A 17,007-nucleotide genomic window follows, 5' to 3' on the forward strand; every position below is an offset into this window, starting at 1 on the left:
TCACTGTCGGGCTTGGGAGAGCCTGACATCAACTTCCATGGGAGGAATTATAATGCTTGAGAAAACACCAACAGTGCGGGTTCAGACCTTTCTCGATAAGTTCGGCGCATCACTTGAAGCTGGGCGGATCGATGAGGCCGTTTCGATGTTTGCTGATGATTGTTACTGGCGCGATCTGATTGCTTTTACATGGAATATTAAGACCGTCGAGGGGCATGATGAAGTGCGTGATATGCTGCAATCACAGCTGCAGTTCGTCAAACCAACCAAGTGGCTCGTGGCCCCCGGCGAAGCCGCAACGGATGCCGATGGCGTTGCGGAAAGCTGGATAACTTTCGAGACTGATGTTGCACGCGGATATGGTCTTATTCGCTTGAAGGGTGGCAAGATATGGACCCTTCTAACGGTTATGTCGGAGTTGAAAGGACATGAGGAAAAATCCGGCTTTACCCGACCGCTTGGGGCGAAGCACGGTCAAGACCTTGGTGCCAAGACATGGAAGGAAGAGCGCGAAGAGGAAGCTCGAACGCTTGGCTATGAGACGCAGCCCTATGTATTAGTTATAGGCGGCGGCCAGGGTGGTATCGCGCTCGGCGCACGCCTGCGTCAGCTCGGAGTGCCGACAATTATCGTTGAGCGCAACGAACGTCCGGGCGATTCATGGCGCAAGCGCTACAAGTCGCTCTGTCTGCATGACCCGGTCTGGTACGATCATTTGCCTTATATTGATTTCCCGAAAAATTGGCCGGTTTTCGCGCCAAAGGACAAGATCGGCGATTGGTTGGAATTCTACACCAAAGTCATGGAACTGAACTACTGGACACGCTCCACAGTCAAATCTGCAAAATGGAACGAAACGGAAAAGGAATGGTCTGTTGTCATTGATCGCGACGGCGAGATGGTCATTCTGCGCCCAAAGCAACTCGTCTTCGCAACTGGCATGTCAGGCAAGCCCAATATTCCAAGCGTGAAAGGCCAGGACCGCTTTAAGGGTGAGCAACAGCATTCATCACGTCATCCGGGCCCGGATGGTTACAAGGGTAAAAATGTTGTTGTCATTGGCTCCAACAATTCAGCTCATGATATCTGCGCCGCACTTTGTGAGGCGGGCGTTGATGTAACTATGGTTCAAAGATCATCAACCCATATCGTTCGGTCAGAACCGCTGATGAAACATGGACTCGGCGCGCTTTATTCTGAAGAAGCTCTGCAAAACGGTGTCACTACGGCCAAGGCTGATCTGATATTCGCTTCACTTCCATATCGTATCATGAATGAGTTCCAGAAACCCATCTATGATAAGATCCGTGAGCTTGATGCTGATTTCTATGCGGCGCTCGAAAAGGCTGGTTTTCAACTGGATTTCGGTTCTGATGGATCGGGGCTTTTCCTCAAATATCTGCGGCGCGGGTCCGGTTATTACATTGATATTGGTGCCTCTCAATTGATCATCGACGGTAAAATCAAGCTCGCCTCGGGACAGATCGAGGAAATCACAGAGACGTCCGTCAGGCTGGCCAATGGCACTGAATTGCCTGCCGATCTCATCGTCTATGCAACGGGCTATGGTTCAATGAATGGCTGGGTCGAAGATATCATCGATCAGGAGACAGCGGACAAGGTTGGCAAGGTCTGGGGTCTTGGATCAGAAACCCCCAAGGATCCGGGGCCGTGGGAAGGAGAGCAGCGTAACATGTGGAAACCCACTCAGCAGGAAGCGCTGTGGTTTCACGGAGGCAATCTGCATCAATCCCGTCATTATTCGCAATACCTGTCGCTCCAGCTTAAGGCTCGTATGGAGGGGATAGAGACACCGGTCTATCAATTGCAGACTGTCCATCATAAGAGATAGAGAAGTGACTTCGCGCGTGTTTATTCGAGTGCATCCCGAAAATTGTGAAACGGTTTTCGGGCAAGATGCACTTTAAAACAAGATGTTAGAGCACGCGCGAAGAACTATTCGGTTTGTGGCTCTTCAGATTTAATAAGCAGTTTATCTATGCGCCGACCGTCCAGATCAACAATCTCGAATATCCAGCCATTTTTGCTGAAAGTTTCACCAACGTCGGGAAGGTGTTTCAATTCTTCGAGCACGAAGCCTGCAACTGTATTGTACTCAACATCGTCTTCGATGGGAAAGCGCATGAACTCTGAAAATTCATCAATGGGCATCCAGCCTGAAACCAAATAAGAGCCATCAGCCCGGCGCACGATGGCTTGTTCTTCAATATGATCTTCCTGCATGGCGCCAATGATTGCTTCCATGATGTCGCCAGCCGTGACTACCCCTTCAAAATGGCCGTATTCATCATAAACGAGCACCATATGGGTGGGTGTGCCGCGAATAGCCTCTACGACATCCAGAGCATCGGAAAAATCAGAGACAACTGGTACATCTCTTAGAATTTGACGCAGATTGACGCTACCTTTTAACGAAAGCTGATTAAAGAAATCTCGGGCTTGCAAGACGCCAATTATTTCGTCGGAATTTTCTCCCCGAACGGGGAGGCGGGATCGGCTGGACTTTTGTAGTTGATCACGAATAGCTTCAATATTGTCTTCAATGTCTATCATTTCAACATCGAGACGTGGTGTCATCAGTCCACGCGCAGTGCGATCGGCGAGGCGCATAACACCAGCAATCATTCGAGATTCTTCGGTCTCGATCACTCCGGCATGGTGTGCCTCTGCAAGCACGGTTTTGATTTCTTCATCCGTGACACCGTCACTTGATTTGCCCGATTGGCCAAGTAATTTCAAAACAAGTCGACCAGACGTATCCAAAAGCCACACTAGTGGCGCGGCCAGTTTTGAAAGAACCGCCATGCTGGGTGCCACGCGGCTCGCGATAACTTCTGGTTCACGCAGTGCTATCTGTTTAGGAACCAGCTCGCCTACAATCAAAGACAGATAAGTAATGACGACCACGACAGAACCAACACCAAAGGCGTCAGCGAGTGAGGGGGACACACCCTGAGTAATGAGCCAGCCGGTCAGGCGCGCGCCAAGTGTGGCACCAGAAAATGCCCCTGACAAAATTCCGACCAGAGTAATTCCAATTTGAACGGTCGACAGAAAACGGCCTGGGTTCTCTCCCAGCGCTATGGCCATGCGGGCACCTCGACTGCCCTTATCTGCCAGAACACGCAACCTTGCGGGGCGCGATGAAACTACTGCCAGTTCCGACATAGCAAGTACGCCGTTAAGAATTGTTAGCAGCACGACAGTGATTATTTCAAAATACAAACTTGTTCCTCAAGAATGTCATTATCGCTTTTATCGAAACACGTTAGCAGACAATGTATGGAAAGGCGATAAAGAGGGTGGTTATTCGTATTTCGGCCGATACGCGAACAACCGATCGTCAATACAGCTCATTTCACCTGAATTGAGAACTTGAAAAGCTCTCATTACAACCCAAGGCGTTTACGGAGCTCCGCATTCTCGGCGTGAAGTTTTTCTGCTAAAACCTTACGCAGCCGTTGGTTTTCGGCTTCGAGTTCAACCAAAGCTTTAAGTTCATTACTCGGGTGTGCTGACACGCTCTGAACTTTGGTCTCGAGGCCTTCTTCCAGTTATAGTAAGTCTGTTCGCTGATGCCTACTTTCGCCAATGCCGCCTTAACAGTGGTATCACTGTTTTTCAAATCTTTGGAGAGTGAGACCAGTAATTTGGCTCTCTCCGTGAGGGAGTATTTCTTACGCAATACGTTCTCAGTAGTAGCAGTTGAGGAAGGAGCTTCATTCGCTGCCGAGGTCTTGCGTGCGCGCGCCTTTGACTTGACCTGCTCAACAGTGACAGCGCTATCTTGTGAAGAAATTTCGCTAATTATATGTGTACCTTTAATCGCCATCGATATTCTCTCTGTTAAGTGGCTGATTATGCGCTCTCATCCACCACATCAAAGACTTGGACGGCACGAAGTATCATCTGTTCAAGACGCGCATTTTCCGCCCGTAAATGCTCAACGAGCAGCAATTTCAATCGTCTGTTCTCCACTTCCAATGAATTCAGCTCGGGATCTTGTATCAGGAGCGGAGCATGAGAGTCAGCAATTGGAAGTCGGGTAAGCTGCTTGGCGCGACGCACTTTTCCTGTCGTCGTCTTCGGAGTTGGCAAGGACATCATATCGTCGACCGTCGCTCGCTTTTTAGAGCGCCGGGTTACGACAGTTCTCGCTTTGGCTTGCGGCGGCGATGAAACTGAACTGGATGATGATAAGGGCTGAGTATTCGCAGCTGGAACACTTTCTGCATCATGAAGTTTGACGCCAGCATGTTCTATTTTCAAAGCATCTGCTTTAGTGCCGTTTGCTGTCTTCTGCTTGCGCTGAGATGCTGCATTTTGTTTTACAGATATAGGTTTGATGTCATTCTCAGATAAAGGTTCAACGGCCGTATCGTCTTCAGCAATAGCGCTATCTTGCGAAATGGAGGATTTTTCATCGGTCTGCGTTGGCGAAATCTGGGTCGAATGGGCAGAGTGCGTGATGGGATCTGTCACTGCTTTTTCAAGGTCAACCTGTTCAACGTTCTCAGGCAAAGACAGATCGGTTTCAACTTCACGCGCGATTTCCTTGAGGTTGATATCCCCCCATAACGAATTCCCGCTTTTATGCGAGCGACGGTTTTTATATTCGACTATCAAACGTTTGCCTGGAAATTTCATGCTAAAACTATCGTCCTGATCAGGTTGGTCGACCAACTATGTCTATGAGTAATTTAACGGTGCCCGGTGAAGTACGCAACCTATCTCCGAAATGCTGGTGACCCTGTGAGCAGCAGCGTAATGACAGTCGAATAGAGCACACATACAGCTTTCCAATTGTAAACCAACCTTAAAGTAATGGAATATATTATACTCGTACATATGATAGAGTTTAATTTCATTTCAGGAGATATCGGCATGGCTAACGAGAACCTTACAGCGACAGAAAATCAGGTAACTGAAAAAGTGCAAGATTCGCCTAAAGCTACCAAATCCAAAGCCAAAACACCCAGCAAGCGGGTGAAGGCAAAAGTAGAAAAAACACCGATCATTAAGGCGGAGTCCTCGAAAGTTGTTCGACGCTCACCAGCTGAACGTGCTCGTTTGCTTGCAGCGGTAACAAAGCAAATCCAGAGTGGAAAGACTACAGTGAAGGCCGCTCTTAAAGAAGCGGGCGTCAGTGAACAGACTTACTATAACTGGAAAAATCAGGCCAAGGAAAACACACCGGTTGTCTCTCACCAGAGTGATGAGTTGAAGAATCTTGTTGAACTCGAGGCAGAAAACAAGCGACTTCGCAAAGAACTGGCTGAGAAACTCCGCACAGAAAATGCAGAGCTGCGTAAGCGGCTTGGACTTGTGTAGGCGGAACCATCTTCATCCATTATGTAAGCGCTCGTTGTCATATCAAAACGTTCATACTATGCGCTTTGACAACGAGCGCGTTCACTATCAGGCATCGAGAAATGGGCCACGCGCAAACACTCCAGTGGAGTGCACTTGAACGTTGAAAAGTGAGTTTCACGGCGGAGGTCGTTCTAAAGAAACTGCAGAATGAGCTCATAGTCAGTATGATGAGCACAGATCAATTCCCATGGCCTGGCTTATCGCAGGTGTGAATATTCCATCGTTGTAACTGGCAGTCATGTTCAGCGATCTTGAAATTGATCGCTCACACCGTCGGACCAACGCTATTGTCTCCCGGAGAAGAGCTTCAATAAATAAGGTCGCATCCGGAGTGGATCTGAATGGCGCGCTTGTTATTGTCAAAGCCGATTGATGCCCATGGCCGCATTGCGCCCGATCTCGATCTTCAGGTAGCTTCTGACATTCTGATAGCTGATGATGAAAACAACGATCAAGGCCGCGCCATTGGGTCATGTCTCCCAATTAGTGAAGCGGCGAAGCACCGTGGCCGGTGCATGTGATCCGAACACGCGTAAAAAACCTTTTTGGCACATCGGTTCTGATGGGAACGTACACCCCATCAGAACCTTTGCCGAAATGCCGACTGAATGGCGCAGGAAAAGCATGGCTGATAGAGCAGTTCTGACTTAAGCGGAATTGTCAGAACTGCCCGCATCGCTTCGCGTTTATGGCTCGGGGATTTCACCGGGACGATAATTCGGCAATCGGCCGGCCGGAAGGATTGAGATGAGAGCTAGTCCGGCCATAATTAGGAAGCCGATTTTAAGAGCGAGCAGACGAGATTCCGTATTGATCCGCAATGCTTCAGCTTTCTGCTCGGGCGTTGCAGACGTGGCGTTTATGACGGTCTCCAGTTGGTCGTTGCTGACGAATGTGATGCTGTCTAGATTGACTTCCGACTGTATCTCTATCGGTAAGGTTGGATTCTGAGCCAGCTGTCGCATAACGGCGCTGCTGAGCAGGCCGACGAGCAGGGCTCCCGCGACAGCAGTGCCTATGGCGGCGGCCAGATTGTTTGTGGTTCCGCGCAACGAACCAACGTCTCCGGCAAGCTCCTTAGGGGATGCCGTTACCAGCACATTGAACAGAAGCGTGACCAGCGAACCTTGTCCTATACCGAACAGGATCAGACCGAAAAGAACCGGGACTGAACTCCAGTCATTGCGGACGACGAAAGCAAGCCAGATAAGAGCCACCGCGCAAAGACCAAACCCGAAACGGCCGATTTGCCTTGGTGTGAGCTTCCCATAGGCCCGTACAATCAGCATAGCAGCAAAGAAGACCGTCAGGTTGAACGGAAGCATGGCGACGGCAGTCGCGAGCGGCGAACGTCCCTGGACAATCTGGATGTAAAGTGGAACCGAGAAATTGAGCGCGGCTTCCAGCGCCACGACCGCAAACATGGCGAATACCGCAGCGCGCTCTTGCGGGGAATCCAGAACCTGAAGCGGCAGCAGAGGCGTCCTGTTGTTGGCCTCGCGGCGACGCGTCCATAAAAAGAAGGCCTGTCCCAATATAATGCCGAGAACAATGAGGATCGGCGCAGGGGAGAGCCCCAGAACACTAAAGGGAGCTGTCGAGCGCGCAAGCATGAGCCCCCATCCGTTCAGATTGTTGAACCCGAAACTGATGGAGATTATGGCGGACGCAGCGAGCGCAACCCCGACCAAATCAATCTTCACGTCAGGGCGCCCACGATCTGGTTTCAGGCGAAAGCTTAGAACAAGGACGACTGCGGATACCGCAATGAGAATGCCAAAAACGGGACGCCAGCCAATATAAGTCCCAAGCACGCCACCAATCAAGAAGGCCAGAACGCCAGCACCAGCGCGCGCGGAGCCCAATGCGCCAAGTGCAGTTGCCTGTTGATTGCCATGATAATTTTCCGCTATTAGGGCAACAAGTGCAGGCACGATGACGGCACCTGCTGCCCCGCACAGCGCTTGCGCAGTAATCATGGCCGTCGCATTGGGGCTGAATGTCATCAGTATCTGTGCGAGGCCAAACACGATGACTGCCAGCCGGAAGACCTGCAACGCGCCGAAACGTTGCACGAGCTTGGCGCCTAGCATAACAAAGCCTGCCACGATCATGGAGTAGGCCACGATGCCGGTAGCCACGACCGTTGGTGCAACGCCGAAACTTTCGACCATGCCACCCAGCGCTACCGGCAGGGAGGCGACGTTAAAAGACATGATGGCCTGCCCAAAAGCAATAGCGACCATCGGTATCCATGAACTGTGTTCTTCAGAATGTGAAGCGGGTGTAGAAACTGCCATTGCCGGTATCCCCTCTCGCAATGAGTCAGATCAATGTGTTTGGTCAGGTCCTAGTTTGCAGATGACGACATGAGCAGATCGAGCCCAAGTCGCTGCGACAGAAATTGTGCGGCCAACTGTCCCCTGACGCTGTTTCCGGCTTCGTCGAGCGGAGGGGCGAATGTGCCAAGCCCGCCTTTGCCAGGTGAAACAGTGACAATGCCGCCGCCGATGCCGCTTTTCCCGGGCAGCCCGATCTCGTAAAGCCAGTCTCCAGAAGTCTCGTAAAGTCCGGCAGTAAGCATCACGGCAAGAGCGTAGTGACAGACATCGGGCTTGACGACCTGCTCCTTTGTCAGCGGATTGACGCCGCCATGCGCCAGTGTGGCGCCCATAACTGCAAGGTCTCTGGCGCTGACGTTCAGTGAACATTGCCGCGTGTAAAGCTCTACAGCTTCAACTGGATTGCTATAGATGCGTCCCACGCTCTCCAACATCCAGACGATACTGCGGTTTCGGTAGTTCGTTTCCGAAGCTGAAACGTAGACCTCTTCATTGACGGAAAGATCGCGTCCGGCGAAACGAGACAGGCCTTCTTGAATGAAGCGCCATTTCTCACTCTCAGTATTGCCAGGCACCAGACTTGTGGTGGCAATGGCTCCGGCATTGACCATCGGATTGGTTCGCCCGTCCTTGTCGCGTTCAATGCCAGCGAGTGAATTGAAAGCATAACCTGTCGCATTCACGCCTAACCGTTCGCGAGCGCCAGTTGCACCGATCAGATCGCAGATAAGCGCAAAAATAAATGGCTTAGAAACACTCATAATCGTAAACTCGTGATCGGCATCGCCGACGGCGAATACATGCCCGTCTACGCTGATCACACATATACCGAACAGGTTCTCGGACACCTTTGCCAAGGCGGGATATACTTGTGAATTCTTGCCAAGTGTAACGCTGCCGAACCGCTCATGTGCTTCGGTTACGAGCTTTGTAACACGATCAGGAGGCGGTAATCTGCCCGTGGAGATGAATGTTGCATCAGGGTCGACAAGGGGATTAAGCAATTCCATGCGGTTCCCTTTCCAGACTTTTGAAAGCATAGGCTCGAAAACCAATGCCGACATCTTCCAATTTGATCATAGCTTCTGTTGGTTTACAATAGAATATATTTAAATATAAAATGATCAACCTTGATAGTGATATGACGCGATCTTTGATTTTATTTGCTGTTGACGGAAGACCGTCTGCAAATTCTCGAGGCAAGCTTTAAAACAAGAAGAAATTATTTATTTTGTGAGATTGGCTCTGCGCCGTATCATTGAAACGCTGTGGTGTCAGCCTGCGGGCCGCTGTTGCCGGGTAGTTTTACGTTCCATAAGATAGATTATGCGATTATTATCGATGCACGGGGGTGGGTTCTAGTTTGAAGTGCGACTTGTAAATGATAACAATGAGTTATCCAATGCAAGGAACCTGTCATGCACCGCACCTATTCGCATGTTGATCTGGATGAACGCCGCAAACTCGTAACTAACCGCCATCGTTGTGAGTAAACTCAGGCCACAAAAGTTGCGCTTCAGCATGACCTCACGGCGCGGGTTGATTGGGCGCAACTGACCGCCCTCATCCATCATCTCGATTCAACGCCCCCGCAAGTGGGCCGGATTTAAGGCGCCGGCTGGAAACAGCATAATCAGATACCTTCACAAATGGCATGATGTACTTGGGGTAGCTTCTCCAAAGACTGCAGATAGGCTTGACATTCAGTCGCCCAATGGTCTGATACTTCAGCCAGTTACAGAAAGAGATACCATCCATTTGTTCAAGCATTCGCAACTCGAAACCGTAAAAGCCTGGCTCAATCATCCAGCTCATTCAGCCATGCCATTACACGCACGCATACAACGAGCGATCAGGCAGTTGATTGTCGATGGAGTTCTTAGTCGCGGCAAACCACTCCCCGCTTCGCGGAGCCTTTCGAAGTCCCTTGGGGTATCGCGAGATACAGTAGAAGCCGCTTATGCGCAGCTTCATGCAGAAGGCTTTATCGATCGCCGTGTTGGTAGCGGCAGCTTTGTTGCGCAGATTACAGAATTCTCTCCCGGTCATCGACGCTCAGGGCGCGATATCAAATCCAAAAATCAGCCTCCCGAATTGAGCAGGCGTGGCAATGCAATGTTCCAAAGCGGTGGTGTGCGCGAGATATTGACCCCGCGTCCCTTCGCGCCCGGTATTCCCGACACACGTAATTTTCCACTTGCGCTTTGGGAACGGTTGCAAAGACAAATTCTCAAAGAGATTGGGACGCAAACGCTCCTACACGGAGATCCGCAAGGGGTTGAGCCGCTGCGTCGGGCAATCGCAGATTATATCAATCTCGAACGCGGCGCACGCGCTACTGCCGACCGCGTACTGATACTCACGTCTTCACAACAAGCTCTGACTTTATGCGCCAATGTGTTGCTTGATCCGGGCGAATGCATCTACATAGAAGATCCCGCCTATTATGGAGCCCGCAAGGCATTTGACGTCGCAGGCCTTAATTGTGTGCCCGTTCCGCTAGACCAGCAAGGCCTGAAGACCGAGACGATCCTCAATGATCCTAGCCCCGCACGTGCCGTCTTCCTCACGCCCTCACATCAATTCCCAACGGGTGCTACCTTGGCCTTGGACCGTCGACTTGCATTGATCGAATGGGCCAACCGTAATCGCTGCTGGATAATAGAAGATGACTACGACAGTGAGTTTCATTATGCGGGCAAGCCCACGGCCTGCATGCAGGGCCTCGATCAACGCGGCCGAACCATTTACATAGGCACTTTTACGAAATCGCTCTTTCCGGGATTACGTATAGGCTATGCCGTGTTGCCTCCACAGTTGATCAAGCCAATGACCACGGCACGCACGCTTCTCGATGGTCATACCGCTTCCATTTCGCAGTATACGCTTGCGCGCTTTATAGAAGGCGGACATTTTGGCGCTTATATTCGTATGATGCGCAGCATCTATGCCCAGCGCCTTGAAATGCTGGCCCAGCTGGTTCGTAAATATCTTGCAGGCTTTGTCGAGCCGCGCGTTCCTGTGGGGGGCTTGCAAATGCCTTGTATATTAACCTGCAACATTTCCGAACAAGCAGTTTTAGAAGCTGCTCGCCGCTCCGATATTGAGTTGCTAGGATTGTCAGCACTTTATGCGAAAGATGAGGGCGAAGCTGGATTTCTGCTCGGCTTCGCGGCCTATACGCCCGCAGAACTTGAGATCGCGATCAGGAAGCTTGAAAAGATATTCCAAACACTAAAAAGTAATCAGGCAATTCAGCTTCAGAAATGAACCAAAACCTGTAAGGCATCAGCTATCTCAATCTGCTGCAGGAAAGCCTGCGGCGAGCACACGCCGCAGGCTTTCCATGCATCAAAATACGCGCTCGTAAGTAACCCAGTTGGCTGCCGTTGCAACGTCGTCATAAAGACGACGCGCAGTTACATTGTCCTGTGCAGTCACCCAACTCAGCATCGTCCAATTACGGATATGAGCAATGTCACTAAGCGCCTCGATAAGCAGGCGTCCAACGCCTCGGCCGCGATATGATGGATCGACGAAGAGATCATCGAGAAACCCGGCATCTTGACCCTGCAACGGCCTTGGTTGAGGCCAGTAATGTGCAAAACCTATTACGTTCTCACCCGATTCAGCCACCAGCCCTTCCAATGGATGCGTTGAGTCCTGCAACCAAGCCCATGTACGCTTAAGTATGTCCTCATCCATGGGCACTTTGTAAAAAGCCGCATACCCTCGATAGAGCTTTTTCCAGCTTGTTTCGTCCGTTGGCTCCACTGCCCGAATTTTAATCGCCTCTGAAAATCGGGTATCGATATTGTTGCTTACCGGCTTCGTTCTTTCAGTCATTGGCAAGTCTCCTTTTATTGCGCGGAAATATCTCCACGCATTGACGGAGCGTTTAGCCAATATTGGATGGATAGTTTCCCTCCAATAAAGCCATTAACACCAGACCAATTATATTAATGGCAATGTCTCATGAGACCGCATAATTCTGGTTGCGTCAAACCAAGCGGAGAAGGCGAATTGGTCTGAGCTGGCGACTGCAATTGGATGGTTTCAAACCACCTGCAGAATGATAACAATTCGTGCATTACTTGGCCAAAAGCATCCGATACCTATGGATAAACCTCGAAAAGAGCATGTCTTGAAGAAACTATTTTGTGTGGCACTGGTTGGCGTTTTTTGTTCGTCTGCACCCGTCGCAGCGCTTGCTCAGGACTTGGGGCTTGCTGAACGTCGTGCCATTGCGGCTTATGCGACTGATATCTGGCCGAAATACGAGCTGGAAATTCAGGATCTTGCCGGTTTTCCCATCCCCATCAATCTGGATACCAAAAGTCTGGCATTACCCGGCCTTGCAGGTACATACACCAGCGACGACTATCTGCGTAAGCCGATCATTGATCCGATACTTCAGGCGATTGGAACAATCACAGTAACAGAAATCGGAAGAACGGCTCTCAAAGACGGGCTTAAATCGATCGTCATCCATTATGATGAAACAAGTGCACCCTCAAGCAATTACAAAGATGGCGTCAACATGGAGGATGGTGTTCTGACTATAAACTGGAAACCTTATACCAATGTCGATGATGTTGAACCTCGCGCGCTGGCACTATTAAGTGTAATTGAAGCGGCAATTTAAATATAAACCACGTAAGGTGATCTGAATTGGCGCACACAACCATATCTCTGGCACGCCCTGCATTAACAATTCTGTTGCTCTCATCCGTGACAGCCTTGGCTCAGACCAGTGCCGACCCAGCCTATCTGGAACGGTTAAATGATCACGGTATTGTCGCGTATTGCAGCGAGCAAGGGCTTCTTGAACCCGATTCCGAAGAGTTTTTCCGTGTTGGTACGGTAGAAATTTTTGGCGAAATCGAACCCTCGCCTGAGGCTGACTTGCACGAACAGAAAGGTCGCGACGGCATTTCTTACTTGCAAGGCGACGAACAGTCCCTCGAAGACCTTGCTGCGGCAAACGATGTTGATGTGAAAGCGGTTTGTGAGCGGTATAAATCACAGGTAACGCTTGGCCGGATGATGGCGAAAAATAAGGCCAATCAGTAATTTTTCCTGTTCAGGAAAATTAACTTCTAACCCTTTGAGGCACTACCCCAATGCATAGTAAATCACTCGCCATCTTGCTTGCTTTACCGCTTATCATCACTTCATCTTTGGCACTGGCCGATGATACGCAGCTCCTGTTCAACTCATCGCGCAACCAACTTGGCCTGATAAAATTTTGCGCCACAAAAGGCCATATTTCAAACGAAGTTGTTGATGCTTATGCAAAAATGATAACAATGCTCCCTACACCCGCCGATACGGCACAGGGGGATCAATACGAAAGCGCGGGCGAACAAGGCTATAGCTTCGACGGTGAGAACCGCACGTCAATGCAAGACATTGCCGATGGAACCGGCACATCGGTTGCCGACCATTGCGCTCAATTCGCAGCGCTGACAAATCAGTAAGCTTAAAGCACTGCTTGGTTGGCAATTTTACTTAATTGCCAACCAGCCTGCACGAAGACTAATCAATAAAGATAGTTTTGCGTCTCAACACGAGTTCATGCACGAAAAGCAAAAGCGTGCGATGAACTGCAAAATCACACCATCAGATCGTCCAGCCACCATCAATGTTGTATGCCTGTCCGGTGGTATAGGTTGCGCTGGCGAGATAAACAGCCAGATCAGCGATTTCTTGCGGTTGACCAATTCGCCCAATGGGCTGTCTGGCGATAAAGGCAGCGCGTGCAGATTCGTAGTCGCCTTGCTCACGAAGCCGCTGTTGCAAAGATGGACTTTCAACCGTTCCGGGGCATATCGCATTACAACGGATGCCAGCTGAAACATAATCTGCCGCAACAGATTTTGTCAGACCTATGACTGCTGCCTTTGTCAAACCATAAGCAAAGCGGTTCGGCACACCTTTTACGCTTGAAGCAACAGACGACATGTTGATGATCGTCCCATCCTTACGGGCGAGCATTCCCGGCAGGACCGCGCGTATCGTGCGGATCATTGATCGAATATTGAGATTAATCGCTGCATCAAGGTCTTCATCCCGCATTTCAAGAATAGAGCCACTATGAACACAGCCTGCACAATTAAACAGAACATCGACATTTCCGATCTCGTTTACGAGTGAAGCAATATCGGCTTCATTCAGTACGTTGAGTTTTCGGGTATTTATGTGCTCATAGCTGTCGAGATGCTTGAGCGCGTCCGTATTGATGTCAGTCGCGTATACTGTTGCACCCGCTGCTGCAAATGCAACAGCACTTGCATGCCCTATTCCCTGCGCAGCTGCAGTAATAAGAACAGTCTTTCCGTTGAGATTGCTTGACACGTCGATGTCTCCATCAGTGTTCTATGTGAGAACGAAATATCTCAATAAGTTGTCCTGCCACCGCTGAGATCAAATGTGGCGGCAGTGGTGTATGAGTTTTCTTCGGACAACATCCAGGCAACCATAGAAGCAACTTCGTTCAGTTCAACGAAACGGTCACGTGGGATGCGCACACGCATATAATCGATAAACTCTGGTGTAAGCCCGTCGAGTATGGGGGTCTTGGCAGTCGTCGGCGTGATGCAATTCACCGCAATACCCGTTTTTGCCAGCTCTTTTCCGAGTGATTTCGTCAGGCCAATCACGCCAGCCTTTGCGGCGCTATAGGCGGCCAGATTGGGATTTCCCTCTTTGCCTGCCACAGACGCAATATTGACAATGCGCCCATAATTATTCGCAGCCATCAATGGAATGATCGCACGGCAACAATTGAACGTACCAGTCAGATTAACTGCGATTACTTTGTTCCATTCGTGCTGATCATATTCTACAAGCGGCTTAACTTGGCCTGTAATACCTGCGCTGTTAACCAGGCCATCGACGGTTGAAAATACTTCGCGGGTTCGAGCTGCAGCATTCGCAACACTGTCCTCGTCTGCGACGTCGACACCAAGCGCGATGCAATCATTGGAAAGTTTTCTGGCTGCTTTTTCAGCCTCACCAGCATTCAGATCCCAAATTGCGACGGCAGCCCCTGACTGCACCAGTCGGTCAGCGATCGCATAGCCGATACCTTGCGCGCCACCCGTTATGATGACGCGTCTCCCGATCATATCAATCCGATTCATCGATATCCCCTCACCTTCAGTCACACACTCAGGCGGCAGTTGTGATCTGCTTTTGGACACCTAAGCCCTCAATCTCCACTCTCATCGTGTCGCCGGCCTTCAGGTAACGTGGAGGTTTCATACCCATTCCGACGCCGGGAGGTGTTCCTGTCGTAATGACATCACCAGGCTCCAACTTCATGAATTGAGAAATGTAGGAAACAATGAAAGGCACTTTGAAAATCATCGTGCTGGTTGAACCGTTTTGAACACGCTCGCCATTGACATCGAGCGTCATCGCAAGGGCATCAACGTCAGCAATCTCATCAGGTGTCACCAGCCACGGCCCCAGGGGACCGAATGTCGGGCAGCCCTTGCCTTTCATCCAGTTGCCCCCGCGCTCGAGCTGATACGATCGCTCAGAGACATCGTTGCAAACACAATAACCGGCAATGTAATCGGCAGCTTCATCCTCAGTTACATAGGATGCGGCTTTGCCAATCACGATAGCAAGCTCGACTTCCCAGTCCGTCTTCTGCGATCCACGTGGAATAAGCACAGTATCGTTAGGACCAACAATGCAGGACGGTGCCTTGTTAAACAAAACCGGCTCTGTCGGAACAGTCATTCCACTCTCCGCCGCATGGTCTGCGTAATTGAGACCAACGGCGATGAAATTGCCAACGCCAGTGATGCAGGAACCCAGTCGCGTGCCCTCTGGGACCAGAGGCAAATTCTGAACGTCGATGCCCGCGAGCTTCGTTCCAATTGTAGGAAGCTCCTTGCCGGAAATATCGCTCAGAACAGATGACAGATCGCGAATGGAACCATTGTCATCCACAATCCCCGGCTTTTCAGAACCAGCTTCTCCAAATCTGACCAGTTTCATTTTCTCTCTCCCTTAGATTGATTGCGCCAAAGGTTTGGCACCCCGATTGGCATAGTTTCAGCGAGGACCTGCCTGCCCTCACCCATCCGCCAGACAAAAACACGGTTTCATACGCTTGTCAGAGCAGTCCTCGTTCTGCCAGATTTCGCATGAGATGGGATGCGCCAAAAACCCAGGGAGGACATTCCGTTGAGAGCCTCACCGTGTTGCGCAACGTGCCCAGTTCACTGTTGGATATAGATACAACATCACCAACATGATGGGTGAAGCCCTGTCCGAGCTGTCCCCTATCCTCAGTGGGAGCAAAAAGAGTTCCCATGAACAAAACTAAACCATCGGGATATTGATGATGCGGCCCGATAGTTTGCGCCACCAGATCAAGCGGGTCGCGGCTAATCTCTTTCATTGAGCTATGCCCACAAAGCAAAAAGCCGTCATCGCCTTCAACAGTAAGCGTCAACTCAGCCGTGCGCACATCATCGAGATCATAGGTTTCATCAAATAAGCGCAGCAACGGACCTATTGAACACGAGGCGTTATTGTCCTTCGCCTTGCCTAATAAAAGTGCGGACCGCCCTTCTATGTCGCGAAGGTTCACGTCATTACCCAGCGTTGCCCCTACGATGCGCCCCTGACTGTTGACGGCCAGCACCACTTCCGGTTCGGGGTTGTTCCACTTGGAAGCAGGATGAAGACCTACTTCCGCGCCATGCCCAACAGAGGATAAGACCTGAGCTTTGGAAAACACCTCGGCATCTGGCCCGATACCGACTTCGAGATATTGCGACCACACGCCTTCATCAATCAGAGCCGTCTTAACCTGCTCTGCGGCTGCCGATCCGGCTTTAAGGTCACGTATGCTTTCCCCAATAACAGCGGCAATACGGCCACGAATACGCGCCGCCAGTTCCGGGTTTCCAGCAGCCCTCTCCTCAATCACGCGCTCAATCATAGAACGGGCAAATGTGACCCCACAAGCCTTCACGGATTGAAGATCAATCGGGGCCAACAAATGTACGCGGCCATCAGACCCGCTATTGAGCAGGTTTGATATATCGGCAATTGGTTCGCCCACCGATTGAGCGACATAGGCCGCGGGATCGCCCATTTCGAGAAGGTCGCGCATTGTTGGTACGACAGTGCTGGTGATGTCGATCACTTGTCCGTTGCGTATCACGACAACAGACGGCCCTTGGACATCTTCACGCCAAACACGCCCTACAAACGTTCCGATTTTCAAAAAATCCTGAGCAGACAT

16 protein-coding genes are annotated in these 17,007 nt (G+C 50.6%); 6 read left to right on the plus strand and 10 right to left on the minus strand.

Annotation, left to right across the window (positions count from 1 at the left end; all coding sequences use genetic code 11):
* The first annotated feature begins 52 nt into the window (after positions 1 to 52).
* A complete protein-coding gene (locus C9380_RS22985; protein ID WP_164844721.1) occupies positions 53 to 1,852 on the plus strand; it encodes an NAD(P)/FAD-dependent oxidoreductase in 1,800 nt (599 codons plus the stop codon).
* Positions 1,853 to 1,956: 104 nt separating this feature from the next.
* On the opposite strand, the gene C9380_RS22990 is transcribed toward C9380_RS22985, so the two are convergent.
* The 3 genes from C9380_RS22990 to C9380_RS23000 form a co-directional block, all read right to left on the minus strand.
* Positions 1,957 to 3,246, minus strand: coding sequence for a hemolysin family protein (locus tag C9380_RS22990; protein WP_105535105.1), 1,290 nt, complete (start codon positions 3,244 to 3,246; stop codon positions 1,957 to 1,959).
* A 217-nt stretch (positions 3,247 to 3,463) separates the two neighbouring features.
* Complete coding sequence (locus tag C9380_RS28595; protein ID WP_217284103.1) at positions 3,464 to 3,853, minus strand: hypothetical protein; 390 nt, start codon at positions 3,851 to 3,853, stop codon at positions 3,464 to 3,466.
* A gap of 26 nt (positions 3,854 to 3,879) precedes the next feature.
* Complete coding sequence (locus tag C9380_RS23000) at positions 3,880 to 4,668, minus strand: hypothetical protein (protein ID WP_128094797.1); 789 nt, start codon at positions 4,666 to 4,668, stop codon at positions 3,880 to 3,882.
* A 237-nt stretch (positions 4,669 to 4,905) separates the two neighbouring features.
* Between C9380_RS23000 and C9380_RS23005 the strand changes: the two genes are divergently transcribed.
* Positions 4,906 to 5,352 carry a transposase gene (locus tag C9380_RS23005; RefSeq protein WP_128094798.1) on the plus strand — a complete coding sequence of 149 codons (447 nt, stop codon included), beginning with the start codon at positions 4,906 to 4,908 and terminating at the stop codon, positions 5,350 to 5,352.
* A 728-nt stretch (positions 5,353 to 6,080) separates the two neighbouring features.
* Here the strand turns inward: C9380_RS23005 and C9380_RS23010 are convergent.
* Together C9380_RS23010 and glsA are read right to left on the minus strand one after the other, a co-directional pair.
* Complete coding sequence (locus C9380_RS23010) at positions 6,081 to 7,694, minus strand: MFS transporter (protein ID WP_024898636.1); 1,614 nt, start codon at positions 7,692 to 7,694, stop codon at positions 6,081 to 6,083.
* A gap of 50 nt (positions 7,695 to 7,744) precedes the next feature.
* On the minus strand, positions 7,745 to 8,746 hold the full coding sequence (gene glsA, locus C9380_RS23015) for a glutaminase A (protein WP_128094799.1): 1,002 nt from the start codon (positions 8,744 to 8,746) through the stop codon (positions 7,745 to 7,747).
* A gap of 748 nt (positions 8,747 to 9,494) precedes the next feature.
* Between glsA and pdxR the strand changes: the two genes are divergently transcribed.
* Positions 9,495 to 11,006 carry a MocR-like pyridoxine biosynthesis transcription factor PdxR gene (gene pdxR, locus C9380_RS23020; RefSeq protein ID WP_128094800.1) on the plus strand — a complete coding sequence of 504 codons (1,512 nt, stop codon included), beginning with the start codon at positions 9,495 to 9,497 and terminating at the stop codon, positions 11,004 to 11,006.
* An 81-nt stretch (positions 11,007 to 11,087) separates the two neighbouring features.
* Here the strand turns inward: pdxR and C9380_RS23025 are convergent, their stop codons facing one another.
* Positions 11,088 to 11,582, minus strand: a complete 495-nt coding sequence (locus tag C9380_RS23025) for a GNAT family N-acetyltransferase (protein WP_024898640.1) — start codon at positions 11,580 to 11,582, stop codon at positions 11,088 to 11,090.
* A 298-nt stretch (positions 11,583 to 11,880) separates the two neighbouring features.
* Here C9380_RS23025 and C9380_RS23030 point away from each other — a divergent pair, with 298 nt between their 5' ends.
* The 3 genes from C9380_RS23030 to C9380_RS23040 are packed head-to-tail and all read left to right on the plus strand — an operon-like array spanning position 11,881 to position 13,216.
* Entirely contained in the window at positions 11,881 to 12,381 is a 501-nt protein-coding gene (locus C9380_RS23030) for a hypothetical protein (RefSeq protein WP_247877630.1), read from the plus strand.
* Positions 12,382 to 12,407: 26 nt separating this feature from the next.
* On the plus strand, positions 12,408 to 12,809 hold the full coding sequence (locus C9380_RS23035) for a hypothetical protein (RefSeq protein ID WP_235822428.1): 402 nt from the start codon (positions 12,408 to 12,410) through the stop codon (positions 12,807 to 12,809).
* 50 nt (positions 12,810 to 12,859) lie between these two features.
* Positions 12,860 to 13,216, plus strand: a complete 357-nt coding sequence (locus C9380_RS23040; RefSeq protein WP_128094801.1) for a hypothetical protein — start codon at positions 12,860 to 12,862, stop codon at positions 13,214 to 13,216.
* Between the two features lie 142 nt (positions 13,217 to 13,358).
* Here the strand turns inward: C9380_RS23040 and C9380_RS23045 are convergent, their stop codons facing one another.
* The 4 genes from C9380_RS23045 to C9380_RS23060 form a co-directional block, all read right to left on the minus strand.
* Positions 13,359 to 14,093, minus strand: coding sequence for an SDR family oxidoreductase (locus C9380_RS23045; protein ID WP_128094802.1), 735 nt, complete (start codon positions 14,091 to 14,093; stop codon positions 13,359 to 13,361).
* A 41-nt stretch (positions 14,094 to 14,134) separates the two neighbouring features.
* Positions 14,135 to 14,881, minus strand: a complete 747-nt coding sequence (locus C9380_RS23050) for an SDR family NAD(P)-dependent oxidoreductase (RefSeq protein ID WP_128094803.1) — start codon at positions 14,879 to 14,881, stop codon at positions 14,135 to 14,137.
* Positions 14,882 to 14,909: 28 nt separating this feature from the next.
* Positions 14,910 to 15,749, minus strand: a complete 840-nt coding sequence (locus C9380_RS23055; RefSeq protein ID WP_128094804.1) for a fumarylacetoacetate hydrolase family protein — start codon at positions 15,747 to 15,749, stop codon at positions 14,910 to 14,912.
* A gap of 118 nt (positions 15,750 to 15,867) precedes the next feature.
* Positions 15,868 to 17,007, minus strand: a complete 1,140-nt coding sequence (locus C9380_RS23060; RefSeq protein WP_128094805.1) for a fumarylacetoacetate hydrolase family protein — start codon at positions 17,005 to 17,007, stop codon at positions 15,868 to 15,870.

Source organism: Brucella pituitosa (assembly GCF_003049685.1).
Classification (GTDB): Bacteria; Pseudomonadota; Alphaproteobacteria; order Rhizobiales; family Rhizobiaceae; genus Brucella; species Brucella pituitosa.